Source organism: Aeromonas sp. R2-2 (assembly GCF_040908355.1).
Taxonomy (GTDB): domain Bacteria; phylum Pseudomonadota; class Gammaproteobacteria; order Enterobacterales; family Aeromonadaceae; genus Aeromonas; species Aeromonas veronii.
In genome coordinates this window covers 1-24,847 of record NZ_JBFODQ010000096.1, presented here as the reverse complement: position 1 = coordinate 24,847, position 24,847 = coordinate 1, and the positions used below count along the sequence as shown (strand labels likewise).

Genomic DNA, 24,847 nt, shown 5'->3' with positions numbered 1-24,847 from the left:
TCGGCCTTGTTAATGTCGCCAGAGTCGAAAAGTTGCTTAGCCTTTTGCTTACTGATTTTCTCCTCAGCTTTGGCAAGTTCAACCTGATTGGTGATGTTTAATTTATTCTCTAACATCATGCTACCTCTCCTTCGCCGTCCATGCCCTCGGTCGGTCTTTCTTCAATCGCCGTTCCTTCGATTTTGGCCACGATGAGGTCAATCTCTTTGCGCAGCTTGTCAATGGCGGCCACCGTGGTTTTCAGTTCGGCGCTAAGCTGGGTAATGTCCACAACCTCACGGTTATCTTTGGCTTCCACGTAGCTGCTTACGGACAGGTTGTATTCGTTGGCCACGATATCATCCAAACAGACCGATTTGGCAAAATGCGCGATATTCTCTTTGCTATCGAACACCTGCATAATTTGCTCGATATGCTGGTCAGTGAGGATGTTGTTATTTGTTTCCTTTTTAAACAGACCGCTGGCATCAATAAACTGAGTAGTTGATTCAGTTTTGCGCTTTGAGAGCACCAAAATATTCACCGCAATGGTGGTGCCATAAAAGAGATTGGGCGCCAGCGAAATCACGGTTTCAACATAGTTGTTGTCGACCAGATATTTTCTGATTTTCTGCTCAGCCCCGCCACGGTAGAAGATGCCAGGGAAGCAGACGATGGCGGCGCGGCCTCTGGCAGAGAGGTAGCTCAGTGCGTGCAGCACAAAGGCAAAGTCAGCCTTGGATTTGGGAGCCAGCACGCCAGCAGGCGCAAAACGGTCATCGTTAATCAGGGTTGGGTCATCACTCCCCACCCACTTCACTGAGTAAGGTGGGTTGGAGACGATGGCATCAAAGGGCTTGTCATCACTGAAATGCGGCTCAAGCAAGGTGTCACCCAATTGGATGTTGAACTTGTCGTAGTTGATGTTGTGCAAGAACATGTTCATGCGAGCCAGGTTGTAGGTGGTGTGATTGAGCTCCTGGCCGAAAAAGCCATCTTCAATGATGTGGGCATCAAAGTGCTTCTTGGCTTGCAGCAGCAGGGAGCCAGAGCCGCAAGCGGGGTCATAAATTTTATTAACACGGGTTTGCTTGTGCATGGCGAGCTGCGCAATCAGTTTGGACACATGCTGCGGCGTAAAGAACTCGCCACCTGATTTACCGGCGTTGGCCGCATAGTTGGAGATAAGGAATTCGTAGGCATCGCCGAACAGGTCGATTTGGCTGCCATCAAAGTCACCAAAGTCCAGTTCGGCCACCCCTTTGAGCACGGCGGCCAAGCGCTTGTTTTTGTCGGTGACGGTATTGCCCAAGCGGTTGCTGGTTGTATCAAAGTCGGCGAACAACCCTTTCAGGTCGCGCTCTGATGGGTAGCCATTGGCAGAGCTTTCAATGGCAGAAAAGATATGAGCCAGGTCGGTATTTAAGCTCTCGTTGGTATGTGCGTCTTTGACGACGTTCACAAACAAATCGCTGGGGGCGATAAAGTAGCCCTTGGTTTTGATGGCATCCACTTTTACCTCAAGCGGGATATCTTTATCGGCGAGCGCCGCATAGTTGATGCTGTCATCACCGCCTTCAATGTAGTTGACGAAATTTTCACTGATGAAGCGATAAAACAGCGTGCCGAGGACATACTGCTTAAAGTCCCAGCCATCCACTGCGCCACGCACCTCATTGGCGATGGCCCAAATTTGGCGTTGTAATGCGGCACGTTGTTGAGTACTTGTCATGCGGTTATTCCTGTTGATGTATGTTGCGCCACGACGTCACCAGACGTGGAGGCGACGTATAGCATTGTGAATGCAGAGCGCCTATCTGAAGACGCGCCGCCCATTGACGATGAGCCATCGGTGACGGCCCCTTGGATGCGGGCGAACAGACGTTTCAGACGGGGTCATGCAGTGCGCCGTACAAACTGGCGGTAAGGTCACGGTTACAGTCTGATTTGCCATGTGTCTCGTCTTGGCTTGAGTGCAGGCACAGCCAATCGATACATGGCATATCGAGAATTGGTTCTGTGGAAAACATGGCCCGCATGATACCGGAAAAGTAGGGGGCAGTCAGGTGATGGGGTGGTGATTTTGTTCGGATGATGGCTACAAAAAACAAAGGGAAGGCCACGTATTGGCCTTCCCCACGACCCACACACTTATCACGGACGAATGGGTATAAAAATATTACCACATTCCATTTTTGGAGGTCACGCCTGGCGCTCAGGATTGGCGTCCATGCTTGTCGCAGAGTAAATCGCTACGTAGACATAGCCATGGCTGCCGAGGGCATCGGCTTCGCAGGTGAAACCACCGTGATGGACGGTGATACGTTGCTGGCGCTGAGCATCCAGCTCCCCAGTCAGCAATTTGGCTTCCAGTTCCTTGATGATGGCTGGGAAAACAGCTTCAAGCTGGTCGATAGCCACCGCCTCCCATTCGCCAATCAATGAGGCTCGGTCTGACAAAAAGTGCAGGCGATGATGCTCTTGGATAAGGCGAGCGCCAAAGCGCGGTGTCACGGTGTGGGGCAAGCCCCACTGTGCAAAAATCCGGGTGAGTTGGTCTGGTGCTGCGGGTTGTTGGTCCTGGGTGTGGGTGGTTGTCGTGGTCATGATTAGCGATACCTCAATTCAATGTCGATGATGGTGCCGGGCACGTTGTGGCGCTGGCGTAGTCTGGTCAAGTTAGCAGGGAGGTCGGTCAGGCTTGCCAGTCGCCCCCTGTAGAGCCGGGAGAGATTGACGTAGTCAGGGTGACTTACTGTGATGGTCACCTGATGCCCTGGCTGCCAGCGGCTAAACAGACGGGCTTTGGCTTCCTTGATGGTGGTGATACCTGGGGCTGGTAACATCTGGCGGTTGCGCAGATGCAATTTGTTAAGCTCGGGGGCATAGCGATGCACCTCGAGTCCGGTGATGAGACGGGTCATGTTCGGTGACTCCTTGGATGCAAAGGGCCAGCCAGTGAGGGCTGGCCCTTTATGCTGTTTGTGGATAAGCGGTGCTGGGCTGTCGTGTCCGTTGGTGCCGAGGCTGCCGAAAGCTGCCGGGCCGCAGTGACAGACGCAGTGGCTAGTCGTTGTAAAACAGGATGTAGCTCACCCCGGCTTGCGTTGCTGCTGCGAGCAAGGGCTGTAACGTTGGCGGGTAGGCATCGAGCTCCAAGGCCAGGTTCAACATATATTCGTAGGCGGAGTCATCCTTCACACCGACATGTTCATGGGAGGCCATACGCTTGACCCATTGCCATTCTGGTACCAGGTCTGCGTCATCGTAATCGCCCACGATGGTGCTCATGGCGACATCCAGCATTTTCATCACCGGATAGCCGACCTGTAGGACAGGCATTGTTGGTAGGGTGTTGGTCATTGCATCGCTCCTTGTTGTCGTCTGGGCGGTGATTACTGTTGATTGATAACCGGCTTGCAATTGAGCCGGTCCAGTAGGTGCTGCGAGCCGTATTGGGCCACCAGTCGGTCTATGGCCATCCGGGCGCAGGTCGTTCTGCTGGGCTTATTCTCAGGGATTGCGTAACGCGCGGTGAGCCAGCCGCCGAGCAGCGCGATGCGATAGCCGCTCGGGATGTGGGTGAGCGAGGTGCCGATGCCCCTCCCGTGAATGAGGAAGGGCACCGCCTGTCCGCCGATGTCGATATCCATGCGTTGGCCCTTGAGTTCAAAGGTGGTGAGCTCGCCGGTTTGCGGATGTTTGCCGGGCACCTTGATGGTGATGTTTTTCGCCATGTCACACCTCCGGTTTGGCTTCAAAATGGTGGGTCACAACGCCTGCTTCCGGGTCGATGCTGATAAACGCTGGGGCTTGTGGGTGGTACTGGTAGAGCCGCGCCAGCTCGGCCCGAAACGCCTCGACGCTCGGCGCAATCACATGGCTGGTATCCCCCTCGGCATAGGTAAAGGTCTCCAGCTTCTCGGTGTTAATCCAGATGCCGAAGTACCAGGCGTCTTCCTCGGTGTCGAACTGCTGCCAGTCTTGGGCCAGTAGCGTGCGGTCGTAGTAGTAGCGGTCAGCCTGATGGCTCCCCCTGTCTATACGGCAACCCGTCACGGTGAGCTCAAGCGGGATTCGTCCTGCCTTGTGAGCCTTCTTGACCCGGCGCAGCAGCGTGAGGGCCTTGGCTCTGCTGCGGCCATTACCAAGCGGATGGGGCTGTCTGGTCCGTAATGCCAGATGGGTCATTATCTTTGGCACGGTGTTGTGGTTGAGCTTGCCGATGGCAGCGGTTATCTGCCGAGTAGACAGGTTTTTGTAATCACGCAGGTCGTGCATGGTTGGGTTCCTTCAAATGCAAACAACCCCTCGGTGTGAGGGGCTGCGTGGGGTTGTGGTGTGCAACTGCGGGAGGATGTCTACAGCGCTTGCTTGAGGCGGTTGATGTCTCGCTGATAGCGACGGCGGTGGCTATGCCAAATCACCCGCTCGGCGGCAGCCTCCAGCAGCGCAGTGGTCACAGTGCGAGGCAGGACCAGGTTGGCCCCATCCCAGTTATCGAGAGTCAGTACGCCGGAGCGCACCAGACTGGCTAACAGAGCATCGAGCTTTTGAGTCAACACCAGTGCAATGAACTCCTCGATATGGGCCCGGAGCCTGGCGATAGCGACATCTGGCTCCATTGCTGGAGTAGTGGGCATTGTCATGGTCATGTATGGCTACTCCAATCCGGCTTGTCATTACTGCCGTGGTTGACGTAGGCACCCACAATGGTGCGTCGCCACTCCCCAACGGGATAGCCGAGGTCGTTGCACTCACGCTCCCACCACGCAAAGTTAATCTCGCGGGGCAGGTCGTCCACCATGTCCAGTGGACTCACGAACAGCGAGGTCTTGTGCATCGTTGGCACGGGCTTGATCTTATCGGGGCCAGTGCGCTTGCCGGTCTCGTCATAGTCGTGTGCCCACTTCGGGAAGGTGAGCTGATAGGTAATGAGCCGATGCAAATCGCCATGTGCGCTCATTGCCTGAGCGACTGCGACCTGAGTGAAGCTATCGTTGAACTCGATCATGGGTGTTTCTCCCTTTCTGCAGGTTCTCGGTAAGCTGTTGCCAGCAGCGCAAACTGTTCAACGAGGTAACTGATGCTGATGCCCAATTCATCACTGACCCCATCCCCCAGACGATGATGCAGGTGTGCCATGTCATCGGCGATACGCTGGGCTATATGGGCAGTTGAGCGCGGAGGTGAGCTTGTCACCGTCAGGGTGATGGAAAGGCTCATCACATCTCTCCCCAAGGGGCTTGCTCCCACAGTGACAACCGGGTCAGCACGTCTTGCGCCAGCGCCTGCTGTAACTGCTGTATCACCTTCACTAGCCGTGGCGCCTGCTCAGGACTGCCGGTCCATTCGCTCGACTGGTACAAGGCGCAGCAGGTGAATTTGTAGAGGGCCACCAGTTCGGCATCGGTGAGTGGTGCTTGATGGTAACGGTGGGCAGGTTTTAGTGGGCTCAGCTTGGTCGAGCGGGGCTGGCGTGGTTCCTTGTGCTCTTGCTGACGCCTCAGCTGATAGCGATGCCAAACTGCACGCCGGTTGGCGAGCATCATCAGCCGCACCAGCCGGTCTACCCGCCACGTCCAGGTACTGGTGACATCCATTGGTGAGTTCCACCAGAGGGTGCGCAGCAACTCAAGGGTGTAGTGCGGCGGCATCGGGGCATTGCAAAAGCGGTGTAACTGTACGGCAAAGGTAAGGTAGTCCTTGCGATCGATCATGAAGGCAGACATGGGCATAGTTCCTTGAAATGCAAAAGGCCACCTGTAGTGAGGTGGCCTTGTTGGGGGGATCGGAATATCCGGATCATGGTGTTGGACCTGATGATTCTGGTTTGATGATCCGGGTTATTGGGTGGAAACGTGATCGGCATGCATGTTATTCGGCGATCGGTATACATGTTATTGCTGTGCCCGCGCTGCGTCTGGGTAAGCCGCATCGAACAGGATGGCGTAGAGTGCACAATCAATGCCGTTAACGGCATCGCGATGCGGGTAGTAGGGCGGTGCGTCTCGGGAGCGCTCGAAGTAGTCGCCAAAGCAACTGAGGCATTCGCGTATCTCGACGGTAGAGCCCTGCAGCAAGGTCTCTTCAAACTGCTTGGCATAACCCTCGTCGTCACGCGCCTTGGCGACGGCCTTTTCCAGCAACGCCTGCGCATCCTCGTTGCAGGCGGTAGCCAGACGATGGCGCAGCTTCTTGAGGGTTTCCACAAGGGAATAGGGGTTAGGTAATCGCATGGTGCTTGTCCCTTGTTGGATGTGTTAATGGCGTAGCTGATGCAGCAGCGCATCAATGGCCTCGACACAATCGCTCTGGGTGAGCTGATAGCCGTTAGGCAGGTGAGCCACGATGGCGGGCTCGGCCTGCATCTCGACGTTGTCTGCCAGCCAGTTGCGCAGCTTGATGAGGATGTCGAGGGCGGTGAGGTGTGACTTATCTGGGGTCTGGTTCATAGCTGACCTCTTTCGGCCATCGAGACCACGCCCTCAGCACCGACCACCAGATGGTCGAGCAACCGGATATCGACGAGGCCCAAGGCCCCTTTGAGGGCCTGGGTAAAGACCCGGTCAGAGTGGCTGGGTTCCGGGTCGCCGCTTGGGTGGTTATGGACCGCGATGATGGCCCCGCAGTTGAGTAGCAAGGCCCGCTTGACCACTTCCCGTGGGTAGATGCTGGCACTGTCCAAGGTTCCGCGAAACAGCTCCTCAAACGCCAATACGCGGTGTTGGGAGTCGAGAAACAGTGCGCCAAACACTTCGTGCTCCCGGTCCTGCAGCAGGGTTTGCAGCCGCTCTGCGGCCTCGGTGGTACTGGTGATGGCAGTGCCTTTTGCCAGACGCTTCCTGGCAATCTGATTGGCGATGCGCAGCAGGTCTTGCTCGGTTACGGGTTCGGTGACGACATAGGTGCCGGGGCATTCCCCGGCTTTGAGCTTGTGGTAACGCATGGTGGTCTCCTGAAAAAGAAAACCTCGGCAGCGCGAGGCGTGCCGAGGTCAAACGGATATAGAGGGGTTGTTGGTTAACTCTGGAGATAGCTCAGTTGGTTGTGGTGATGGTTCCTGCTGTGGCTGTGGGTCTCCGCTTCACCGGTATCAACGGTTCGGGGACCTGCACATTGAGCGGGATAGCCAGTGCTACACTCAGCCGTTCTGCCAGTTCATAGGCGGGGTTGAGGGTGTCGTAGTCCGCTATCCAGGTGGCCAGCGCAAGTCCACTGGCCTCCACTGCTCGCAGGTAGACGCTGTAGCCCTGTACTGTCAGGCCACTGTCACGCACGACTTGCGCCTCCCCTTCCCAATTGATGGCCTCCAGCTCAACGGCTATCGGTTGTTTGGGCATCTGTGCTCCTCAGTCACCAGTGACGGTGACGGTAAAAAAGCCCAGCTGGGCATAGGCAAGGAAATTGTGTTGCCACAGGGTGAACAGCTCCTGGGCCTCTGCCATAGGGAGCGGTCCCCAGCCTTGCAGATAGTGCTCATTCTCTAGGAAGTTGAAATCAAGCTCTTTGCAAAGCTCTGCATCCTGGCCTTGGCCTTGATAGCTCAAATCGGTGATGTAATCGATGTGCCAGCAGCCTGCCTGGCGTATGAGGCGGATTTCAACCGGGTGTACCCCACCCGTTGTCGGGCTGTAGATGGGATTGCGAAAGTGAAAGGTCAGGGCTGTCAGGTTGGCAAGGTCACGCTGGGTGTGCGTGAGCGTGTCACCAAGCAAGGTAAGCAAAGGCTGTGTCACGGGCAGGGATAAGCTGTCCAGATTAACAGGCAGGGCCATGAGTAAACTCCGGGATAAAAAGAAAGCCCAGACCTGCTGGAGTCAGGTCCGGGCTTGAAATGAACGTTCACACCGCCACATCGGAAGAGCAGGACGCTGCGGTTATATCGACCGGTAGGCGCTGGAAGGGCTGAAGGTCGAGATACGCATTCAGTACCTGCTGGTATTGAGCATAGTCCAATGTGAACGAGGTGGTGAAAAATGGTCAGTCTGCAGTGATGCAGATACCAGAAACTCAAAGAGACACGCAAAGCGTGATGTCATGCTCCTGATTATCCAACGCAAGGGAGACCTCAATCACCAGCACCGACACGGATTGGAGCTGTTGTTCCCACGCTTGCAGTGCGATGACCAGGGCCTCATGGCGCATCGGTGCCCATTGCAACTGATACCCTACGGTCTCTTGACCAAACCAGAAGGCATGCTCACAACAAGGAGAGGCCGTCTCCTCAATGTGTGTCAGTGACGACATGCTGGCAATCACCCAGCGCCCGGATTGCCAATGTAAGGTACAACTGGTGTCGGGAAAGTGGGCTGCCTGATGTGTGGATGCGACAGTCGGCGCCTGGGGAGCATTGTCAACGCATTCTGGTGAGGCGAGGGTCACCAGCGCGGTGTGTCCTTCGCTCAGTATCTTTGGTGATACCGCAAGGTTAGCAAGCGCCTGCTGCATCCACGTCTGAAACCGCGCCTCGGTATGGGCAGACAAGCCCAACCGTGCGGACCTGGGTAAGGTGGTATCTACGCGATTATTCATCGTTATTCTCCTGTCTCTTCCACCACGTGGCCAAGAGGCCACCCAGCACAATGGCGCCGCCCAACAACGGATGGCCGGTGGCACGGGCAGCCGCCAGTAGCCACCGCGAGACCTGGGGGCTGTGGCTGACCCCCTCGATACACCATTGCACAAAGTGCTCGCAGTTATTGAACGCCGGGTGATACCGTTGCTCTCCCTGACGACGATAGGCCCGTGAAATGGCCGCTTGAGCATCATAACGACGGTGAGGATGTTCAATTACCCGCACCGCTTGCCCTTGGGCAAACTCAGACAGCGACACACACTCAATGCCTTCGGCGTCTCCAGCACTGGAAGAGCTTACGCCCACACCTCCGGCGTAGTGAATAACTTGTCCCTGACCCAGATAAAGACCATGATGTTCAAATCCCAGCCGTGGACTGACCAGATGGTCGCCAGGGGATAATTCGTCAGATAATGCTATCGACATATTAGACCTCAACCTTGTCATCTTTTCGATAAATAAAAATGGCCCCTGATATCAGGGGCCATTAGTGATTTCATTATAAAGCAAATAATAAAGCCCATTTAGCTTCTATATATCTACGTAACGCATGTAGATGAGCGGGCCAGCAGTGATGATTGCAAAACAAATTGCCCCAATAAACATCCGTTGAATGAACCGGCATGTAGGGTTGTTGGATTTGAAAACTTTCACCAGTACAACCACCCAAAAAACCATGCCCAAAATGGTGAAAACAATCTGCATAGGCTCACCTTAAATTGTGTTGGTTTAATCATCAGCGTTGGGGCTAATGATGTATAAAAGAATGTAAATAGACAGTGGAATGATTGCCCATGCCAAGGCTGAATGGGTTAAGGAACTAATGACGTGCTTTGCTCCAGCGACAGCGTTGAGTATTGGTGAGAAAAGGACGAGCGTGATGACCATTTTGACAGTGATAGTCACTATGTTACACCTCCTTCGAAATAGGTAAAGTGTAACGATTAGTCCTGCGATAATTAAAAATACAGTCATGAAAGGATGCTCTCCTAGTGCTCATCTATCAGGGGTGTCCAAGATACAGTTGTTTCATGTAGCCGTAATAATACTCAGGCGGCATATTGCTAATGTCATTTCTTTCTGTAGCCGCTGTTGCTGTTAGCGCCTTTAATAAATGCACGTCGTAATTATCTTCGCTTTTTAATATTTCTCGATGTGTGCCATCTTTCCAGGTCAGCTCAAGTGAGTGGCCTAGAAAAGAGAGGTGGCCTTGAGTGGGGGATTTGAACATGAAGATATAGTTGGCAGAGTAAAGTTCGAGGTATTTATTGTCAGGGATTACGCCAACCTTGGAAAGAAAGGTCGCATCTATTTTGGGTTGTCTATTTAAAACGCTACAAACTATCCGGCCTTGCTGGCTCTCTCGATTGAAGTAGTATTTGACACCCTCTGGGCAAAATGCCCAGTGAGATGCTAGTTCATCGAATGTTTTATCGATGCCTAAATAGGAAAAACTGTAGTTTTTTATGCCTTCGATCTCAGGGGCTTCAGTGACAAAGCCAGTCAAACCTTTTTCATTTACCTCTTCAGCGCTGAGTTGAATATTGGGCTTAGGGGCCAATATTAAGAATGCAACTGAAAATAAACTGGTGGCAAGAATAGGGCGCATGTGATTCCTTGAGTGTTGAGGTAGGCGTTAATTCCAGAACGACTCTGCTACTTCCCGCTGTGTTGTTGGGGTTTCCTCTGCATTAGCAACATTCTCTCGCCCTGCGGGGCTCGTTTCACTTGAAGTATCTATCACTGCATTAGCTTTGGACGATGTTTCTTCTATTGGCATACAACGCAAAGCCATCAGATGTGAAGTGCTGATAAAATGGTTTTCGAACTCAATTTTTTTACGCTGCAATACTTCACAGAGCCTTTCCTCGAAAATAAATGAATCACGTAAACCTCTCATCGCTTCAAGATACAGCTTATTGTTACCTGCAATGGCGCGTTCAAAGCCATTTGGGAGGATTGAGTATACCGTGCTGCAGTCATGGCCGTCGTAAGCACAATCAGCGAGTCCCGTTTTCTTGTAAAGGTTTACGCCCATCACATGATTGGTTCCCTCAACAGGAAATATTTCTTCTCCCCAAAAATAATAACTAAGGGCAATGGCACAAGTTATAATTGATAGTTTTTTAAACATTTCTTTAATCACCATGAAATTAACGTGTTTATCTTTTGCTGGCAAAAGCCAAGCTAAATATAGCTAGCAGTATCCATCCAATAGGTTCACTCAGCATACGGAGGAGTACTGGCCCAACAAGAAATATGCCACAGAGCAACACCAATAAAACCTTCATAATCTCCCTCACAACGATTATTTCCGAATGAGGCTGGTTAACCCCGCGCGTTTTGACTTTGTTGGTATCAGGCACTAGCCCACACGTTGGTGTTCGATGCTTTCTGGATAATTATCCAACGTGGCCTAACCTGATATATATCTGGTTAGGTTTTAGTATCTGAATCATGGCTGTAATATAGGGTTGTAATTTTTTTAAACGTTAGCTCATGGCAACTGTCTGGATCTTCAAGGGGCCAATCTAGCGCCCTCTTCGTTAGCCCCGCCCTGTATTACGATATTGAACCAGCCTGCATTAATTTTTACTAAATCATGAGAGGAGCTTATCTCAAACGGGAGAGGCAATCTAAAGCATTGCTGTCTCCTTGCGCTGCTGCTTTTTGATACCAGAATATCGCCTGAGTGAGATCTTTATTCACGCCAAATCCTTTTACGTACATGTGGGCGAGTGAAGACTGAGCTTCTACAAGTCCCTTCTGTGCAGCCAGCAAGTACCATTTTACGGCATGCTTGTTATCGTGATTTACGCCCTCACCATTGTGATACATTTCTGCTAGTGAGAACTGTGCCATTGCATGCCCTTGTTCTGCCGCTCTGCGATACCAGTTTGCAGCAATCCAAGCATTGTTGATTTCATCAAAATTCAACTGGTGTTGAACACCTAGTTGGTGCTGCGCTTCCATATGACCTAGTTGGGCTGCGTCAAGCAAGAGTGCCATTGCTTGTTTGCGTTCGGTTGTCACCATGGCAAGTTGATATTGCTTTTCCGCATATGCTTGAGCATGGGAGGGGAGCTCTTTTCTTTCGTTTGCAATTGGTTTGCCGGTCACAGTCTCTACTGCTGCCTCGCCAACAAGCTTGGCGACGTCGCCGATGCCAACAAGTTGCGCTAGTCCTTTTAATTCACCGAAAAGCCCCACGCCCTTCTCCATAAAACCATTGGCGTACACATTGGCAATTTACAACCCAAAGATGCTTTTATCAACTTTTTTGCTCAGTAGGCTATCTGTCACAACTTTTATTATTGGTGTCGGTGGGATGGGTTATGAGCAAGCTCACGTCAACAGAAGTAGATGTGCTACTGGGAAAACGAGTCCAGCAACGCCGTAAAGAGCTTGGTGTTTCTGCTGCTCAGCTAGCGGAAGCCTTGGGGTTCTCTCAACAGCAGCTTTCTCGTTATGAGCGAGGGCTGAACCGCATCAGTGTGACCTTGCTTGTCGATGTGGCTGGACTGCTGGATACACCCGCTGAGTGGTTCTTGTTGGAGTGCCCAACGAGGCACACAGCCTTAATAGAACCGACACAGGCATTGGCATACGGCCCAGAGAACGGGCTGAAGAAGCGCCTGGACCAGCAGTGGTCTTCTTTATCGCCGGATAAGCAGCAGGCTTTGGTGCAGTTTTTAGACATCTTTCAATAGAAATTGGGGAGCCCGCAGGCTCCCCAATTTGTTTTTACCTGGCTTTCGATGAATGAACGCACAGGGGCGGCCATTTCAATGATGACTCAATGCCATGACGTAAGTTGGCCAGCATTCATCTGTCATAAATGTAGAGGTAAATATGGCAAATAGGATTTTTTTAGAAAAATCAAGATTTGTAGAGAGAGTTGCACGCAAATTCAATATCAAGAGCCATGATACGGACCAAAGCAAACGAAACAGTATCAGCTCCATGACGAAAAAGGCGTCTGATGACTATCGCTTGCTAATAAATAAAATTACATTTCATCTATGCCATAGTGACAGGGATGTTTATGAGGATTGTAAGTGTAAAGAATGCCGTTCGTTAAGTGGTGTACTGTCAAAGCATGGTCTGCAATTTTTTTCGCTCTATGACTTTATCGTAAAACAAAATATCGACATATCAGTGGCGCCTCATTTGGTCAGGATGGCAGTTCTGGATGTTTTCATTCTGCCCTATTTGATGCGTGTAGTGAGCGAGCTCAAGGCAAAGTTTCATCAAAATCGAACGCTTTGGTATTTGGATGAATACATTAAATTTATCGTTTGTGAAACTTCCGACTCAGCGCCTCTTCTGAAAACCTTTCTGAGAAAACACGTCAAGCAGGTACCTTGTGGGCTTTTCATTGATGAAACAAGATACGAAGCTAAAACCAAAACTAAAACCAAACAAGAACGGCCAGCAGAATATCAATCATGGACGAACTTTTTCGTGCTTGCGAACGATGCTGAGTTAAGCTGGATAAACGATAAAATTAAAAAGGGATTGCCCATACCAGAGGATGATAAAAAAAGATGGACAGAGGCCCGTGGCTGGCATTGTGCTGGCAACATTGTATACCAGCTATTTCGCATAATGAATGTTTCTGGCAAGCACCATGCCCCGTGGCGTAACAGCCCACTAACAACGAGGTTGTGTTGGGAGTATGATTTTATTTACAATGCATATCTATCCCTCAATAACGATATGGACTTTTGCTTACTTCGCAGCGACAAGGTGAAACTTAATCTTATCATCTGTAACCGCGTGGAGTGTTATCTGACACTTGATAGAAAATCAATTCTTCAAGCGCATTTGAGTGAGGAAACAAAGTTTGGTATATCACTTCGTAAAAATGCGCTGCTCGATGTATCACTTAAACACGAAAATCAAACCAAATCACCCAAGCCAAGAAGGGTCGCATTCAATAAATACTTAAAGCAACCATCAATGCTTAACTTGCATCTCGATTACACGGCACGAGGAAAACTCCCTGGTGATGATGACGCTGAATTCAATATAATGCCAAAAGAAGATGCAAATATTGAATTTGTTATTGGCGCTGATGGCCAGTTTAAACTCTTTTTTAATAAAGACGCGACTTTTGACCTTAGCTCCAATAAAAACATTAAAGCCAATCTGAATATTGAGGATAAACGAGAGTATGGTCATAAAGAGTTACGCAGTATTTTCACTGCATTCAAATATGCGATCAACAAGCGTGATGTTAAAGGCATCAGTCTGACAGAGGTTGAGGAGATTAACAATTTTTGTAAAAAGGCACTCAATAGTAAACCTGCCATGGAAGAGATTAGAAAAGAAGAGGGTAAACTTAAAGCCTTTTTGAAAGGCGGGCAAAGCAATCGCTATACAAGTTTCTTGGCGTGGTGCATCTTTATCGCAAAGAGCAAGCACGATAAGTTGAAAGGGCGCTCAGAAATTCAATATTGCGAGTCTAGAATACTCGCGCACCAGGATGACTACTTCAATGGCGCGCTTGACTATATACATCAATTAAGACATCGGGCTATTCATGCTGATTTTAAGCATGACATGCTGCATCGCCTAGGTTACATCCGAGTTTATAATAAACTTGTCATGGGGTGCTTTGAGCATCGTCGACCGCGAGCTATAGACAAATTCCTTATTTTAAATTGGCGTGCAATAAACCTTTTTCCATCCCATGACCCTCGTATGCTGTCCCTTTTGGAAGAGGATAGATATACCGGTGAGGTTATTAACCCATTCATTGAGATAGAAAATTACATTGACAGCATTCTGCAGTGGGATATTTGCTTCTCATCTAAGGTCACAATCAATGAGTCAGCCATTGAGTCTTACCACAAAGGTATTGAAAACTCATTGAACTGGCTGATTTTCCCCAATGTCTCTAGCAAGTACAAACAAAAAAAGCCGCAACATGACTATACCAAAATGAGGCTATGCAGGACCTGTACCGTTCGATTATATCCTGAGTTGATGACATTGGCAGGGTTAAGACATAACCCCAAGTTTGCATCGCTCAACGTGCGTGAGCATGAGACGCTGATAAGCCTGTTGAAACCGTGTCAGTGCCGAGCGATAAACAATTTTGAGTTGGCTGAAAATAAGGCGGCTGGGGAATGGGTACCCACTTATTATAAAGACCCTATTCGCCTTTAATCACGCATTCACAGCTCGGTCTTTTGGGCTGAGCTGTGATAGCAATGCGCGATGTGACTGCATCTATGGTTTTTTGATGAATATGCCAGCTGTCTTTGTTGGATGATTGATCCGCACCAAACGTTGCTCCAAATAATACTCCCTTATCATGATGCCGATTACATCGGCATGTTGTGGGTCGGTAAAGTTAATAATATCGCCCATCTTGGGTTTGTTCTCGATAGTCGTATGGTGCTTGTGTAAACTCGACAGATATCCCACACAAGGCACTACTGTAGGAACCCTTGAATCACAGCACCACGTATCCGTTATTTCTTGCAGGTATCGTTCTTGGTTGACAACACTTGTGGCTGGAAATAGTAATGTCAGCGCCATGTAGTAAGTGTGTATATTGTCCTGATTACAATCGCAAGAGATAGTCCAGAAATACCCTATTCTATCTTTGCAGATGTTATTCCTACGACTCATCACATCAAACAGCTTCTCTTGGGCAGCCATGATATCCTCAAATGAGGTTTGCGTTGGTGTTTGCAGCATAAGCCGTAGTACGTACACAGTGTTGTGTGATTGTGCTAGAGATCTAATTGTGTCGGTAATCGTATTTCTCTTTTCTCTGACAGCACGTTCATAATTACGGCCTGCATTGTTATTTTTTAATAATGCACGCTTGATTGTTGATAGATGCTCAAGAAGTTCAAATCTATATCTCCATCGTGCTGATGGTTTTGTTTGCATGTTGTCCAATCTGCGTGGCGTCAGTGTCTGATGCGTGTTAACGATATTGGTGTCATGCATTGCGATAAAAAAGGGATGAAACAGCCGTCTATCAGAAATACTACTGTAACGATGTGCATCGTGTAACTGTATCGCTATCGTCAGTCCCTTCAATAGCCGCTGGTCGGTCTCTTCATTCCACAGAATGGTCTTTTCTGGATCCGGAATGGGGTAGGCTAATAGCGCCATCATCGCATCCCAAATGCATGATAAGGCAAGTAGTCTGACACGATGGTTACCGTAGATTATCCTGTCTTCAGCCCCAACTGGGGCATGCGTCATCGTGGACGCCACAACGAGCTTTTCTTCACGTATAAACATGGTTTTTCCTTTTCTGCGACGATGCGAGCTCTTTGGGGGGATCTCCCACCCCCTATTGACGCAAAATCCCAAAAAACATTCTCTCAGTTTTTTCTGGACGTCAGGCTGCTGCCAAAGCTACGCCAGCCGCTCTGTATGTCCTTGTCACGCGTTTTAGCGAGATATCCTGCTCGTCGTACCAGTTTCATCCAGTCGTCCTCATACTGCGTTGCAGGGCTGTTTACGTTGAGGTGATAAACACCGTTCATTGGAAAATGTACCGCCCTTGCAAATAAGGCCAAATCATCTTGATAACCAGGAATTCTTGCATGCAATCCCCACGCACTTGCCCACGCTTGAATAATGAGCCCAGCCAAGGAGTCAAGGCTTTTAAAATCCCCCAAGTGATAGAACGCATCTTTGTTAAGGAGTAATAGAATATGGTAATGCGGATGTTCACTGCTACCGTGTTCACGTGCCCAAGCGTAATGCAAGTTATCAGGATAATATCGTATTCCTGCTTTATGCTTTTTTAGTAACAAGACACTGAGCTTGGCCCTCAATGATTTAAAGAAGCGAGTAATTTTATCCTCACGGTCTATCAAGGCAATACAAGGCATATCTTCACTCAGGAGTGATGCCGGATAGCGTAAGTCTACTCGAATAGCTGTTATTCGTGGTTGTGTGCATTGCGCTGATTCGATGGTGTCTATCAACTCAGAGAGGTAGTGAGTATTAATGGGGCCATACATCTTTTGTAATGGAGTAAGGATTGTTTCAATGTTCATGTTGTCGATACCGGTCTATATCGTGAATAGTTCAATAGCATGTTTCTAAGCATGCGTTAAAGGCGCTTGCTGATGCTCACGCAGTTAATTAAACCCATTGTGTTGTCTTTATGAATAATGGTGACATGGTGTGCCTTTGACACTATCGATGTGGCTGTATACTGATAGCCATCTGCTGATGGTTATGACAGTCGCTTTATAAGCGCATAGTCGTGACAGTGGTTTCAGTCTAGTAGTAACGATATGCTCTCTAATAATGCTTTTAGCGTAATGGTGATGATGCCTTCGGTGCAGTAATAATACCTTTAGTCTAATAATACCTTTAGTCTAATAATACCTTTAGTCTAATAATACCTTTAGTCTAATAATACCTTTAGTCTAATAATACTATACCAACAGAAAATGCCATGCCCATAGAACTAAATATGGGCATGATTAAGTATATGCAAGCCTTGTTCTGCCTGTATTACCTAATAACTCAGTGGTAATAACATGCACAAAATGTTATTGATATTTACTCGACACTTAGTCGTTGTTGGGTAAGGACGTATATGGCCTCCAAAGAAGGTATACCTCTGTTGATTTCCCGTTTCTCACTTTGTATATCTTATCTTCAGACTTCAATACTTCCAGTTGTTCTTTTAGGCTGTCAAGGTCACGTGAGTTAACCGGGCCCCGATTGTTGATTGTTTGCATTGTCGTAAATGGATAGCCGGAGCGATTTTTTAATAGCCATGCATGCAGTAGGTGGGCATCTCTGTACACTTGAGGTTTACCGTAAAAAGTGCTGAATAAGCGAAGCTGGGTTTCATGAAAACCATTAACAAGAGATGTTGCCACTTGAACTGACGCAATATCAATAACGTCTCCCTTTTCATACATCAAATGGATGACGGCTGCCAGACGAAGAATGTGCTCTGGCATCTTGGCTGAAAATGCGGGAGTAGACGCTTCTTTCGTGTTTGGCTCCTTCTGATAATATTGAGTCATGTGAAATAGCCGTTTCCACTCCATATCCGCTGTGTTCGATAACGTTAAGTGTCGTGGTTGTGGGTTCTCCAGTTGAGCTCGAAGTTTCTCGTGGATATGTTCGATAACCTCTTTCCCGGCTTGGTCATCATGGAAGGAGGTGTGAGCTGCAGGACCGCTGGGTGTTGCCACAGATATTAAGCATCTGGCCCAAAACCCAGAGTCCTGCATCAATGAATTGTTACGCATTTTTTTTAAAAACACCGATGTTTGGGTCATTAATAACATAGACAACCTGGGGTCTGGTATATTGTACTTTTCACGATATGTCTCGAATGCCATGGGTTTTCCATCCCAGGTACGATTAAGCAATGTAATAAAATGGGTGTTTGCCGCCAATTCATTTAAAAAGGCAATGGCCTCAGAGCTAAACACCGTGGGATGAATAGATGATAAAGCAAGTGCTTTTTTCAAACCTGCAACCGTCACGCCATTCAGTAGTAGTTGGATGGGGTGAACCTTCTGTGGTTCCTGGGCAACAAGACTTTTCAGCTTTTGCTCTAATTCATCAATATTTTCATCTTCATTTTTATATGCAGCTTTAAGCTCTGACAACAATGCACTTTTCTTGGTTTTCCAAATTTCTTTCTCTTGCTTGATTTCTAAAGGTGTCTGTTGATTTACCTTGTCTAGTGTTGCCTGATGCTCGACTATCGGTTTGAACATCAAATCACTCAGGAGTGACTTCTTTCCCCCTGATGGGGCTAGCGTAAGATAGTATTGAGTAATTTTAACCGTTGTCTCTGAATCGAGTGGATGGCTAACTGTGACCCAATGTTGATATACGCAGGTAAATGCAGCTAGCAGTGTAGAAGCCACGACTTCAAGGGTTGCGTCATTAGTTTTGGCAATCTTATCAACCTCTTTGGAAAAGGGATGTATCGGTGTGTATATCGCGGCTGCATCTAATTCCGTATCCACACCAAAGTTGATGCGAGGGTGGGCTGGTTTATTAGCGTACATCTGTCACCCCTTTACTATTATTGAGGTCATTGTTTTGTTTGTTTTTCAGCCAAACATGGACGTCCGCGAGTATCCATCCCACACTTCGACTACCCAGACAAATTTTCTTTGGGAAGCTCTGGTCAAATTGTGGTGAACGGGGACTTGTCCACGAATAGATTGTTGATCTGGATACACTGAGATATTTGACTAGCTCAGGCAGTCGTATCACCCGTTGTGGCTCATTCATGATGTACTCCTATTTAGCTGCACGATTACGATTAATAAGGACCGGTAAGGTCCGTTACGATTCAACGAGGTGCAGATTACTCAGGAGCGAAAAAAATGAATACTCGGGGAAAATGGATTGGCCATCTCGGGGCTGGCCCGCCATTACGCTGAGGGTGGTTGTTTATTCTTTTTGGTCGAGAGTTAAGGTGCTTGTAGTGGATGTTTATGCTTATTTTGCGCACCTTTCTATGGTGTTCGTGTTGTTTTGGGCAGTGCCAACCGCCTACAAAAGCTGTCTGAGCGTCACGCGGTGTTGGTGTGTGAGCGGTTTGTCGGGTTCGCCTTCAGTTGGGGTTCTCCGACAGTAGCAACAGCTCCAGCAATAAATGAACGCCGCGCCGCCTTTCCCGTCTGTAGATTGGTGCATTTTGAGGTAGGGTCTAGCGCCAGTAACTAATCATTGATAGCATTATCAGGGATGTGTTTTACTGTTCGTCCTGACGCGGGCTTGGCTCAGTAGGTAGAGCGGCTGACTTGTAATCAGTAGGTCACCAGTTCGATTCCGGTAGCCAGCACAAAGATCACCACCGAATTCCTCATAGCCGATCCCGATGCCAGCCATAAAAGACTTAGACGCAGAACGTACCGATTTGGATGTGCGATTACGCGAAGCCATTGATAGTTGGGATCCACGTCGCCCCAGGCGCTGGTTAGCAAAATATGGCGGTTGGCGAGTTGAAAAGCGCACCCTCCTCACGCAGCGATATTGTGCGATACGCGATGAAGCCCAAGCCTTGCTTAGAAGCAGTTAAGCCAATGAAGACGCTTCTTCACCGTGGGATATCATTTGGTTTTCCCGTAGCTGGATTTTGCAGTCTATTTTCCATGACCATGACAGTGAGCCTTATTGTATTGCTTGCTAGGCACTGGCCGATTAAATGCGGTCGCTCCGGAGCATTACCTGCGGTATGTGTTGGATGTGATCGCAAACTGGCCGGCGAACCTGGTCAGCGAACTGCAGCCATGGCGTGTTGTTCCCCCGCATCTTCCGGGCGATCATGAACCCCTGCACCCATGACTGGTAGAGAATATGTACCATGGTCGCATACCAATTGATTGGACTCATCACCATAGGACTACCTTCCATTCGTTAGCCTCCCTGTTTGGCCAGCTCCGCCCCCATCTTTTTTTCTGTAGCCGTGTGTGGCTGCGTTTTCACATTGTTCTTGTGATCTTGCGCTCGGGTCTCAGAAACGGCTTGCAAAACCGGATCTGCATTTTTTGCTACGCTTGGGGAGGACTGGCCGACAAAGTTGCCTCCCTTGCGAATGGAGAGGCTGCCACCTTTGAAGAGCCCCTGCATGTGGCCACTTTCCAAGATCTCCATCTCAGCGGAGGAACAAGAGCCCTCTAGCAAGCCATTGATGAACACGTGTGGAGCACTAACGTCGCCCTCGACTCGGCCACCCTGCATGATGCGCAGCACACCCTCTGTGAGTTGGATGGTGCCATTGACGTGCCCATGTACCTCTAAATTTCCCTTAATCTGCAACTCGCCCTTGAAGCTGGTACCAGCTGCAATCACCGTCGCTTCGGTCGAAGCTGTAGCCATACCACCATTTTTTCTTCCAAACATCCGGACTCTCTCCACCAACCAAACAAGAAAAACCAGCGACAGAGGTGCTACTGGCCAAAGAAAACTGGGCGACCCCAGCACGTAGAGCAGCAAGGCAGCCCCCCAGCATAACCAGACAATATAGAGGGCGTCACTGGGCTTGCGCTGTTGCAGTCTCGCCAGCAACTTCCAGACTATCTCTCTCATCACACAAGCCTTTTTAACTACATGGTCGCCAATCGGTGACGACAAGTGGCCTTAAGCAGGAAATTGATTGCAAGTGCTTAGATTATCTTTACGTGATGTTCGTTCTTGACTCGCGGCCATTTGTCCCGTTCGACTTCATTAACAAGTCCTTCTCAGTAGCCACAATTATTCCCGCTCGCTCACTCTCCAAGCCGTTACATCCATCGCGACGACTTACTCAGGTAATGGGTTAGCCAGTTCGGATATGTTTTTAAGCTCATCGGCTCATACTAAATTTCTGCTATAAACCGTTATGTTTGCAGGTAACTTATCTAAACCCCCGCAGAACGCAAATGCTTTGCAACCAGATTACCCCGAAAAGCCACATCAAACCGGAGTACAGTCCATAGCTCCACCAGGTGGAACCACTGGCCCCGGCTTGATGGACTACGTTTTGCTTCATCTTTGAGTTATTCATAGATGGTCGCTCAGGTTTGCCAAGCCCTTAATCAAGGCAAGTGAGTCAGGTGTAGATTACCGTCATAGAGCCGGGCTTCGATTGAGGTCTGGGTATCTATCCCTGATGGAATTCACTGGCTCTGCTATCAACGCTACGTTACTTGTCAGTGCTATGAAAAGTTCGGTTTTTACCTGCTACGGTCTGGGCTGTCTCGCCATCACTTCATGATTGCCCGTGCAAGCGGTGCTCCTTATCAAAGCCTTGCCACGGAAGGATCAACCAACCTTTGTCGTGATAAACCCGCTCATCATGCTGCCACGCCATACTTGGCATCGGACTGTCTGTCGTGTGCCAGCAACGCCCAGTTGATGCGTGCCGTCTTGTTAGCTTGTGCAACTGGCCGCTACGTTATGGTTGCGCCGTGCGATCACCCCTGCCAACCAGCTTCCCGAGAACGACGCCTTGCGTTCGGCTACTCGTAGCACTGCCCTGGCGCCATGAATTAACAATGCCTGCAGATAGCTGGTCACCGCGCTTGTTGATCCCCTGCAACTTTTGTTTGCCACCGCTGGAATGCAGTCTTGGGACTAGGCCCAGCCTTGCAGCCAACTGCCTACCATTTTTGAAATTGTTACCATCACCAGGGTAGTCTCCCGTGCCCCACCGTTTCTGGCTTGCGTGGTGCATAACCTGACTGTCGAAAACGTCGACGCTATCGGGTTGTTCATCCGGAGCACTGACCCAGTGCTCGGCCGTGAAATCATAGAGCCCAAGCTGCTCGTGCCGGTACTTGACCTGCTTATCCATAGCTCCCGGAGACTTCGCTTGAAAGCGCCTCTGCGTTGGGTCAAACGCCTGGTGGGTATCCACCTTGGTTTCGGTCATCCAGATATCATGTAGAGCTTCCTTGACCTTGTGCTGCACTGACTTGGGCAGTACAGACAGCACGTTTGCTGTTTTGTGTACTCAGCACCGCTGGAGTACGGTGTCCGGATAGCGCTTGGCCAGCCCCTTCCAAAATCCTCCTCTCCGGTGGCAAGTCTGGGGCCGGTTGTCAGCCCACGACCGTTGGACATGTATATCAAGGAGTGCTTGTAATTCAGCATCTACGGCTTGGGCAATGGGCTCTCAGGCCCCCAGACGCAGCAACAGGGTGAGTGGGTCATGGGGATTGGCCTCTGGTTGTGGTAGGGCGCTGAGGATAAAATGGTTCATGGCATATCACCTCTGTTGATTGAGACTCTGTCAGGAATCAATCCGCAGGATACGTCACTCCCTCCATCCCTCCGTATACCAGAAATGACCATAGCGCGATAAATTGGTGGCGAATGCTAGGCTGGTATCCATTTCCCCAGGGGACACAGCCTTTCCCCAGCATTCGCCATAACAAAGGTTATGATAAAATGGGTTACTGATTAAATCATGCAATGATGTTTGCTATGCGTCAATCTCCAAGAAAAAATGACAACCGAGCACGCTAAGTGAATGTTGGGGCCCTGTTGCTTGATGCGATTGCTCTGTGGTAACCAGAGCACCTCGGCGGTGGCTAGCAAAGTTTGGTGGCTGGTCGTTCGAAGGCAGAAACCCGATGCTTTTAGAGTATCGTGCCATTCGCAGAAAAGCTAAAGCACTGGCTGGTACAAGATGATAATTGCAGTACTGCAATTATTTCCTCGGCTACCGGCTTCAGAGTGCTGGAATAACGCCAGTAGTTGTCCTTTCGGATGTGCTATTGCTATGCGATCCTCGGTCTTGCACTTAGCATGAGCTGTGTAGGCGGCAACGACTCTGATGCCGGGGGCGCACGTCTTGATTATTTTGATATGCTCGGTTAGGCCGTTTTTCCGCAACGATTGCTTGCGGGCTATGCGATTTCATCATACGAGCGCCAGCCCCATCACGTCATATCGAGCGGTGTATCGCCGGGCCTGGCTTACTGGCTCGGGTACTCACATCCAAATGCCATATCGCCAGTCGAAAATCGATGCCCGTCAGGGTGTGGGGCTGAGTCGCTCTGTGCTCTCTGGCTGGGTAGATGCGTGTTGCAGATTGCTGTCACCGCTTGAGGAAGCACTGCGGCAATATGTGCGGACTGATGGCAAACTACACGCAGACGATACCTCGGAGCCGATACTGCTCCCTGGCAATAAAAAGACAAAAGCAGGGCGTCTGTGGACGTATGTACGCGATGATCGCAACGCTGGCTCCGCACTGCCGCCAGCCGTCTGGAGCGCCTACTCTCCAGATAGAAAGGGAGTCCATCCGCAAAGCCATCTTGCCGATTTCAGCGGCGTCCTGCAGGCAGATGCCTACGCAGGATTTTATGAGCTATATCGCGAAGACCGCCCCTCGGGGACGATAAAGGAAGCCGCTTGCTGGGCTCATGCCTGGCGAAAGCTCCATGATGTGCATATCCGAACGCCATCAGACAACACACACGAAGCCCTCAAACGAATTAATTGGTCAGCTTTACAGCCTTGAAGCAGAGCTGCGCGGCATGTCGGCAGAGCAACGGTTGGCAGAACGAGAACGACGGGCAAAGCCCTTACTGGAAGCGCTGGAGAGCAGGTTACGGGATAGGATGCAGTCGCTCTCGCGTCACGCCGAGTTGGCCAAGGCCTTCGCCTATGCCTTGAATCAGTGGTCAGCACTGACGTACTACACCGAAAACGGCTGGATAGAAGTGGACAACAACATAGCGGAGAATGCGCTACGGCTGGTGAGCTTGGGGCGAAAGAACTTCCTGTTTTTTGGCTCTGATCATGGTGGTGAACGGGGAGCCTTGTTGTACAGCTTGCTCGGCACCTGCCGGTTGAACGGGGTAGATCCGGAGCATTACCTGCGGCATGTACTGAATGTGATCGCAGACTGGCCGGTGAACCGGGTCGGTGAACTGCTGCCATGGCGTGTTGCTCTGCCCACGGAATAACCTGTCGCCCCTGTCAATACGGCCTTCGCTGTACGCTTACTACTTTGCCAGCGAGTCAAGGAAAGGTACGCGTTCATAACCTCCCGACTCGACCGGTACAGTGTCGTTACCCTGTGCCAGACCCTGGGGGTTCACCGAAGTGGCTTCTACGCGTGGCTGAAACAGCCTACATCGCCACGACAGCAGGAGGACGAACGACTGACCGGATTGGTCAAGCAATCCTGGCTGGAAAGTGGTGCTGTCTACGGTTATCGCAAGATCCATCGCGACCTTCGTGACGCAGGGGAAGCCTGCGGCAAGCACCGTGTGGCCAAATTAATGAGGCGGGAAGGGCTGCGTTCGCAAACGGGCTATCAACGCCGCAAGGGGCATTATGGAGGCAAGAGCCCGCAGGCTGCCCCAAACACGCTGGCACGTCAGTTTAAGGTGCCAGCCCCCAACCTCTCCTGGGTGACTGACATTACCTACATCCGTACTCAAGAAGGGTGGCTGTACTTGGCGGTGGTGCTCGACCTGTTCTCTCGCCAGATCGTCGGCTGGGCGATGAAGTCACGCATGACGGCAGACTTGGCGGTTGATGCGTTATTGATGGCCGTCTGGCGGCGCAAGCCCAAGCAGCCGGTACTGGTGCATTCGGATAGGGCAGCCAGTTTACCGGTGCTGAATGGCAGGACTTTCTGAAGGCCCACAACCTGAGTTGCAGCATGAGCCGACGTGGCAACTGTCACGACAATGCTGTCGCCGAGAGTTTCTTCCAGTTGCTCAAACGGGAGCGGATCAAGCGCAGGATTTACGCGACAAGAGACGAAGCCCGCAGCGATGTGTTTGATTATATCGAGATGTTTTACAACCCAATCAGGCG

At 50.1% G+C, this 24,847-nt stretch carries 27 protein-coding genes, 1 tRNA gene and 6 pseudogenes; 6 read left to right on the top strand and 28 right to left on the bottom strand.

All coding sequences use genetic code 11. The features are described 5' to 3' along the window. From AB5Z09_RS20980 to AB5Z09_RS20880, 21 genes and pseudogenes are all read right to left on the bottom strand, one after another. Window positions 1-119 (bottom strand): annotated as a pseudogene (locus AB5Z09_RS20980) (cell filamentation protein Fic); the annotation flags it as partial. After that, a complete protein-coding gene (locus AB5Z09_RS20975; RefSeq protein ID WP_368194981.1) occupies window positions 116-1,711 on the bottom strand; it encodes a type I restriction-modification system subunit M in 1,596 nt (531 codons plus the stop codon). The pseudogene AB5Z09_RS20980 and the gene AB5Z09_RS20975, both read right to left, overlap by 4 nt. Window positions 1,712-2,181: 470 nt before the next feature. Further along, entirely contained in the window at window positions 2,182-2,586 is a 405-nt protein-coding gene (locus AB5Z09_RS20970; protein ID WP_368194982.1) for a type IV toxin-antitoxin system YeeU family antitoxin, read from the bottom strand. A gap of 2 nt (window positions 2,587-2,588) precedes the next feature. Next, window positions 2,589-2,903: a hypothetical protein gene (locus AB5Z09_RS20965; protein WP_368194983.1), complete on the bottom strand. Its 315-nt coding sequence runs from the start codon at window positions 2,901-2,903 to the stop codon at window positions 2,589-2,591. Window positions 2,904-3,045: 142 nt separating this feature from the next. Further along, window positions 3,046-3,342: a hypothetical protein gene (locus AB5Z09_RS20960; protein ID WP_245194098.1), complete on the bottom strand. Its 297-nt coding sequence runs from the start codon at window positions 3,340-3,342 to the stop codon at window positions 3,046-3,048. Between the two features lie 32 nt (window positions 3,343-3,374). Continuing rightward, window positions 3,375-3,716: a hypothetical protein gene (locus AB5Z09_RS20955; RefSeq protein WP_209298741.1), complete on the bottom strand. Its 342-nt coding sequence runs from the start codon at window positions 3,714-3,716 to the stop codon at window positions 3,375-3,377. A 1-nt stretch (window position 3,717) separates the two neighbouring features. Further along, window positions 3,718-4,260 carry a hypothetical protein gene (locus AB5Z09_RS20950; protein WP_368196149.1) on the bottom strand — a complete coding sequence of 181 codons (543 nt, stop codon included), beginning with the start codon at window positions 4,258-4,260 and terminating at the stop codon, window positions 3,718-3,720. An 80-nt stretch (window positions 4,261-4,340) separates the two neighbouring features. Beyond that, complete coding sequence (locus AB5Z09_RS20945; RefSeq protein WP_368196148.1) at window positions 4,341-4,634, bottom strand: hypothetical protein; 294 nt, start codon at window positions 4,632-4,634, stop codon at window positions 4,341-4,343. Further along, complete coding sequence (locus AB5Z09_RS20940; RefSeq protein WP_368196147.1) at window positions 4,631-4,993, bottom strand: hypothetical protein; 363 nt, start codon at window positions 4,991-4,993, stop codon at window positions 4,631-4,633. The genes AB5Z09_RS20945 and AB5Z09_RS20940 overlap by 4 nt, the downstream gene beginning before the upstream one ends. Then, the gene (locus AB5Z09_RS20935) at window positions 4,990-5,205 is read right to left on the bottom strand and encodes a hypothetical protein (protein ID WP_368196146.1); all 216 of its coding nucleotides are present in this window, start codon (window positions 5,203-5,205) and stop codon (window positions 4,990-4,992) included. The genes AB5Z09_RS20940 and AB5Z09_RS20935 overlap by 4 nt, the downstream gene beginning before the upstream one ends. Further along, window positions 5,205-5,711 (bottom strand): hypothetical protein, encoded by a 507-nt coding sequence (locus AB5Z09_RS20930; protein WP_368196145.1) that lies wholly within the window; start codon window positions 5,709-5,711, stop codon window positions 5,205-5,207. The genes AB5Z09_RS20935 and AB5Z09_RS20930 overlap by 1 nt, the downstream gene beginning before the upstream one ends. 168 nt (window positions 5,712-5,879) lie before the next feature. After that, window positions 5,880-6,218: a hypothetical protein gene (locus AB5Z09_RS20925; RefSeq protein WP_368196144.1), complete on the bottom strand. Its 339-nt coding sequence runs from the start codon at window positions 6,216-6,218 to the stop codon at window positions 5,880-5,882. A 24-nt stretch (window positions 6,219-6,242) separates the two neighbouring features. Then, a complete protein-coding gene (locus AB5Z09_RS20920; protein WP_368196143.1) occupies window positions 6,243-6,434 on the bottom strand; it encodes a hypothetical protein in 192 nt (63 codons plus the stop codon). Then, window positions 6,431-6,928, bottom strand: a complete 498-nt coding sequence (radC, locus tag AB5Z09_RS20915) for a DNA repair protein RadC (protein ID WP_368196142.1) — start codon at window positions 6,926-6,928, stop codon at window positions 6,431-6,433. The genes AB5Z09_RS20920 and radC overlap by 4 nt, the downstream gene beginning before the upstream one ends. A 91-nt stretch (window positions 6,929-7,019) precedes the next feature. After that, window positions 7,020-7,322, bottom strand: coding sequence for a hypothetical protein (locus AB5Z09_RS20910; RefSeq protein WP_368196141.1), 303 nt, complete (start codon window positions 7,320-7,322; stop codon window positions 7,020-7,022). Between the two features lie 9 nt (window positions 7,323-7,331). Next, a complete protein-coding gene (locus AB5Z09_RS20905; RefSeq protein WP_368196140.1) occupies window positions 7,332-7,757 on the bottom strand; it encodes a DUF2787 family protein in 426 nt (141 codons plus the stop codon). A gap of 235 nt (window positions 7,758-7,992) precedes the next feature. Continuing rightward, window positions 7,993-8,514 carry a hypothetical protein gene (locus AB5Z09_RS20900; RefSeq protein WP_368196139.1) on the bottom strand — a complete coding sequence of 174 codons (522 nt, stop codon included), beginning with the start codon at window positions 8,512-8,514 and terminating at the stop codon, window positions 7,993-7,995. Next, window positions 8,507-8,983, bottom strand: a complete 477-nt coding sequence (locus AB5Z09_RS20895; RefSeq protein WP_368196138.1) for a lecithin retinol acyltransferase family protein — start codon at window positions 8,981-8,983, stop codon at window positions 8,507-8,509. Before AB5Z09_RS20895 ends, AB5Z09_RS20900 begins: the two co-directional genes overlap by 8 nt. A gap of 577 nt (window positions 8,984-9,560) precedes the next feature. Beyond that, complete coding sequence (locus AB5Z09_RS20890; RefSeq protein ID WP_368196137.1) at window positions 9,561-10,166, bottom strand: hypothetical protein; 606 nt, start codon at window positions 10,164-10,166, stop codon at window positions 9,561-9,563. 27 nt (window positions 10,167-10,193) lie between these two features. Next, window positions 10,194-10,706, bottom strand: coding sequence for a hypothetical protein (locus AB5Z09_RS20885; protein ID WP_368196136.1), 513 nt, complete (start codon window positions 10,704-10,706; stop codon window positions 10,194-10,196). A 464-nt stretch (window positions 10,707-11,170) separates the two neighbouring features. Continuing rightward, entirely contained in the window at window positions 11,171-11,767 is a 597-nt protein-coding gene (locus tag AB5Z09_RS20880) for a tetratricopeptide repeat protein (RefSeq protein WP_368196135.1), read from the bottom strand. 125 nt (window positions 11,768-11,892) lie between these two features. Here AB5Z09_RS20880 and AB5Z09_RS20875 point away from each other — a divergent pair, with 125 nt between their 5' ends. Both AB5Z09_RS20875 and AB5Z09_RS20870 read left to right on the top strand, forming a co-directional pair. After that, the gene (locus AB5Z09_RS20875; protein ID WP_259232163.1) at window positions 11,893-12,267 is read left to right on the top strand and encodes a helix-turn-helix domain-containing protein; all 375 of its coding nucleotides are present in this window, start codon (window positions 11,893-11,895) and stop codon (window positions 12,265-12,267) included. 142 nt (window positions 12,268-12,409) lie between these two features. Beyond that, window positions 12,410-14,731 carry a hypothetical protein gene (locus tag AB5Z09_RS20870; protein ID WP_368196134.1) on the top strand — a complete coding sequence of 774 codons (2,322 nt, stop codon included), beginning with the start codon at window positions 12,410-12,412 and terminating at the stop codon, window positions 14,729-14,731. Window positions 14,732-14,794: 63 nt separating this feature from the next. Here the strand turns inward: AB5Z09_RS20870 and AB5Z09_RS20865 are convergent, their stop codons facing one another. The 4 genes from AB5Z09_RS20865 to AB5Z09_RS20850 all read right to left on the bottom strand — a co-directional run bounded on the left by AB5Z09_RS20865 (window position 14,795) and on the right by AB5Z09_RS20850 (window position 18,814). Further along, complete coding sequence (locus tag AB5Z09_RS20865) at window positions 14,795-15,826, bottom strand: hypothetical protein (protein ID WP_368196133.1); 1,032 nt, start codon at window positions 15,824-15,826, stop codon at window positions 14,795-14,797. A gap of 83 nt (window positions 15,827-15,909) precedes the next feature. After that, the gene (locus tag AB5Z09_RS20860; RefSeq protein WP_368196132.1) at window positions 15,910-16,593 is read right to left on the bottom strand and encodes an inovirus Gp2 family protein; all 684 of its coding nucleotides are present in this window, start codon (window positions 16,591-16,593) and stop codon (window positions 15,910-15,912) included. Window positions 16,594-17,118: 525 nt separating this feature from the next. Continuing rightward, on the bottom strand, window positions 17,119-18,585 hold the full coding sequence (locus AB5Z09_RS20855; protein WP_368196131.1) for a DUF3987 domain-containing protein: 1,467 nt from the start codon (window positions 18,583-18,585) through the stop codon (window positions 17,119-17,121). Beyond that, window positions 18,575-18,814 (bottom strand): helix-turn-helix transcriptional regulator, encoded by a 240-nt coding sequence (locus AB5Z09_RS20850; RefSeq protein ID WP_368196130.1) that lies wholly within the window; start codon window positions 18,812-18,814, stop codon window positions 18,575-18,577. Before AB5Z09_RS20850 ends, AB5Z09_RS20855 begins: the two co-directional genes overlap by 11 nt. A 483-nt stretch (window positions 18,815-19,297) precedes the next feature. Here AB5Z09_RS20850 and AB5Z09_RS20845 point away from each other — a divergent pair. Beyond that, window positions 19,298-19,370 (top strand) — tRNA-Thr (locus tag AB5Z09_RS20845). Between the two features lie 320 nt (window positions 19,371-19,690). After that, window positions 19,691-19,873, top strand: a pseudogene (locus AB5Z09_RS20840) (transposase domain-containing protein); the annotation flags it as partial. 72 nt (window positions 19,874-19,945) lie between these two features. Here AB5Z09_RS20840 and AB5Z09_RS20835 read toward each other — a convergent pair. The 3 genes and pseudogenes from AB5Z09_RS20835 to AB5Z09_RS20825 all read right to left on the bottom strand — a co-directional run. Beyond that, window positions 19,946-20,617, bottom strand: coding sequence for a polymer-forming cytoskeletal protein (locus tag AB5Z09_RS20835; protein ID WP_368196129.1), 672 nt, complete (start codon window positions 20,615-20,617; stop codon window positions 19,946-19,948). A gap of 746 nt (window positions 20,618-21,363) precedes the next feature. Beyond that, window positions 21,364-21,683: pseudogene (locus AB5Z09_RS20830) on the bottom strand (transposase); the annotation flags it as partial. Window positions 21,684-21,688: 5 nt separating this feature from the next. After that, window positions 21,689-22,120 (bottom strand): annotated as a pseudogene (locus tag AB5Z09_RS20825) (transposase); the annotation flags it as partial. Between the two features lie 791 nt (window positions 22,121-22,911). On the opposite strand from AB5Z09_RS20825, the pseudogene AB5Z09_RS20820 reads away from it, so the two are divergent. Both AB5Z09_RS20820 and AB5Z09_RS20815 read left to right on the top strand, forming a co-directional pair. After that, window positions 22,912-23,985, top strand: a pseudogene (locus AB5Z09_RS20820) (IS66 family transposase); the annotation flags it as partial. A 39-nt stretch (window positions 23,986-24,024) separates the two neighbouring features. Continuing rightward, window positions 24,025-24,847 (top strand): annotated as a pseudogene (locus AB5Z09_RS20815) (IS3 family transposase); the annotation flags it as partial.

Coding starts and splice junctions, on each gene's coding strand:
- AB5Z09_RS20975 (WP_368194981.1), bottom strand. CDS start 1,711: ATGACAAGTACTCAACAACGTGCCGCATTACAACGCCAAATTTGGGCC.
- AB5Z09_RS20970 (WP_368194982.1), bottom strand. CDS start 2,586: ATGACCACGACAACCACCCACACCCAGGACCAACAACCCGCAGCACCA.
- AB5Z09_RS20965 (WP_368194983.1), bottom strand. CDS start 2,903: ATGACCCGTCTCATCACCGGACTCGAGGTGCATCGCTATGCCCCCGAG.
- AB5Z09_RS20960 (WP_245194098.1), bottom strand. CDS start 3,342: ATGACCAACACCCTACCAACAATGCCTGTCCTACAGGTCGGCTATCCG.
- AB5Z09_RS20955 (WP_209298741.1), bottom strand. CDS start 3,716: ATGGCGAAAAACATCACCATCAAGGTGCCCGGCAAACATCCGCAAACC.
- AB5Z09_RS20950 (WP_368196149.1), bottom strand. CDS start 4,260: ATGCACGACCTGCGTGATTACAAAAACCTGTCTACTCGGCAGATAACC.
- AB5Z09_RS20945 (WP_368196148.1), bottom strand. CDS start 4,634: ATGACCATGACAATGCCCACTACTCCAGCAATGGAGCCAGATGTCGCT.
- AB5Z09_RS20940 (WP_368196147.1), bottom strand. CDS start 4,993: ATGATCGAGTTCAACGATAGCTTCACTCAGGTCGCAGTCGCTCAGGCA.
- AB5Z09_RS20935 (WP_368196146.1), bottom strand. CDS start 5,205: ATGAGCCTTTCCATCACCCTGACGGTGACAAGCTCACCTCCGCGCTCA.
- AB5Z09_RS20930 (WP_368196145.1), bottom strand. CDS start 5,711: ATGTCTGCCTTCATGATCGATCGCAAGGACTACCTTACCTTTGCCGTA.
- AB5Z09_RS20925 (WP_368196144.1), bottom strand. CDS start 6,218: ATGCGATTACCTAACCCCTATTCCCTTGTGGAAACCCTCAAGAAGCTG.
- AB5Z09_RS20920 (WP_368196143.1), bottom strand. CDS start 6,434: ATGAACCAGACCCCAGATAAGTCACACCTCACCGCCCTCGACATCCTC.
- radC (WP_368196142.1), bottom strand. CDS start 6,928: ATGCGTTACCACAAGCTCAAAGCCGGGGAATGCCCCGGCACCTATGTC.
- AB5Z09_RS20910 (WP_368196141.1), bottom strand. CDS start 7,322: ATGCCCAAACAACCGATAGCCGTTGAGCTGGAGGCCATCAATTGGGAA.
- AB5Z09_RS20905 (WP_368196140.1), bottom strand. CDS start 7,757: ATGGCCCTGCCTGTTAATCTGGACAGCTTATCCCTGCCCGTGACACAG.
- AB5Z09_RS20900 (WP_368196139.1), bottom strand. CDS start 8,514: ATGAATAATCGCGTAGATACCACCTTACCCAGGTCCGCACGGTTGGGC.
- AB5Z09_RS20895 (WP_368196138.1), bottom strand. CDS start 8,983: ATGTCGATAGCATTATCTGACGAATTATCCCCTGGCGACCATCTGGTC.
- AB5Z09_RS20890 (WP_368196137.1), bottom strand. CDS start 10,166: ATGCGCCCTATTCTTGCCACCAGTTTATTTTCAGTTGCATTCTTAATA.
- AB5Z09_RS20885 (WP_368196136.1), bottom strand. CDS start 10,706: ATGGTGATTAAAGAAATGTTTAAAAAACTATCAATTATAACTTGTGCC.
- AB5Z09_RS20875 (WP_259232163.1), top strand. CDS start 11,893: ATGAGCAAGCTCACGTCAACAGAAGTAGATGTGCTACTGGGAAAACGA.
- AB5Z09_RS20870 (WP_368196134.1), top strand. CDS start 12,410: ATGGCAAATAGGATTTTTTTAGAAAAATCAAGATTTGTAGAGAGAGTT.
- AB5Z09_RS20865 (WP_368196133.1), bottom strand. CDS start 15,826: ATGTTTATACGTGAAGAAAAGCTCGTTGTGGCGTCCACGATGACGCAT.
- AB5Z09_RS20860 (WP_368196132.1), bottom strand. CDS start 16,593: ATGAACATTGAAACAATCCTTACTCCATTACAAAAGATGTATGGCCCC.
- AB5Z09_RS20855 (WP_368196131.1), bottom strand. CDS start 18,585: ATGTACGCTAATAAACCAGCCCACCCTCGCATCAACTTTGGTGTGGAT.
- AB5Z09_RS20850 (WP_368196130.1), bottom strand. CDS start 18,814: ATGAATGAGCCACAACGGGTGATACGACTGCCTGAGCTAGTCAAATAT.
- AB5Z09_RS20835 (WP_368196129.1), bottom strand. CDS start 20,617: ATGAGAGAGATAGTCTGGAAGTTGCTGGCGAGACTGCAACAGCGCAAG.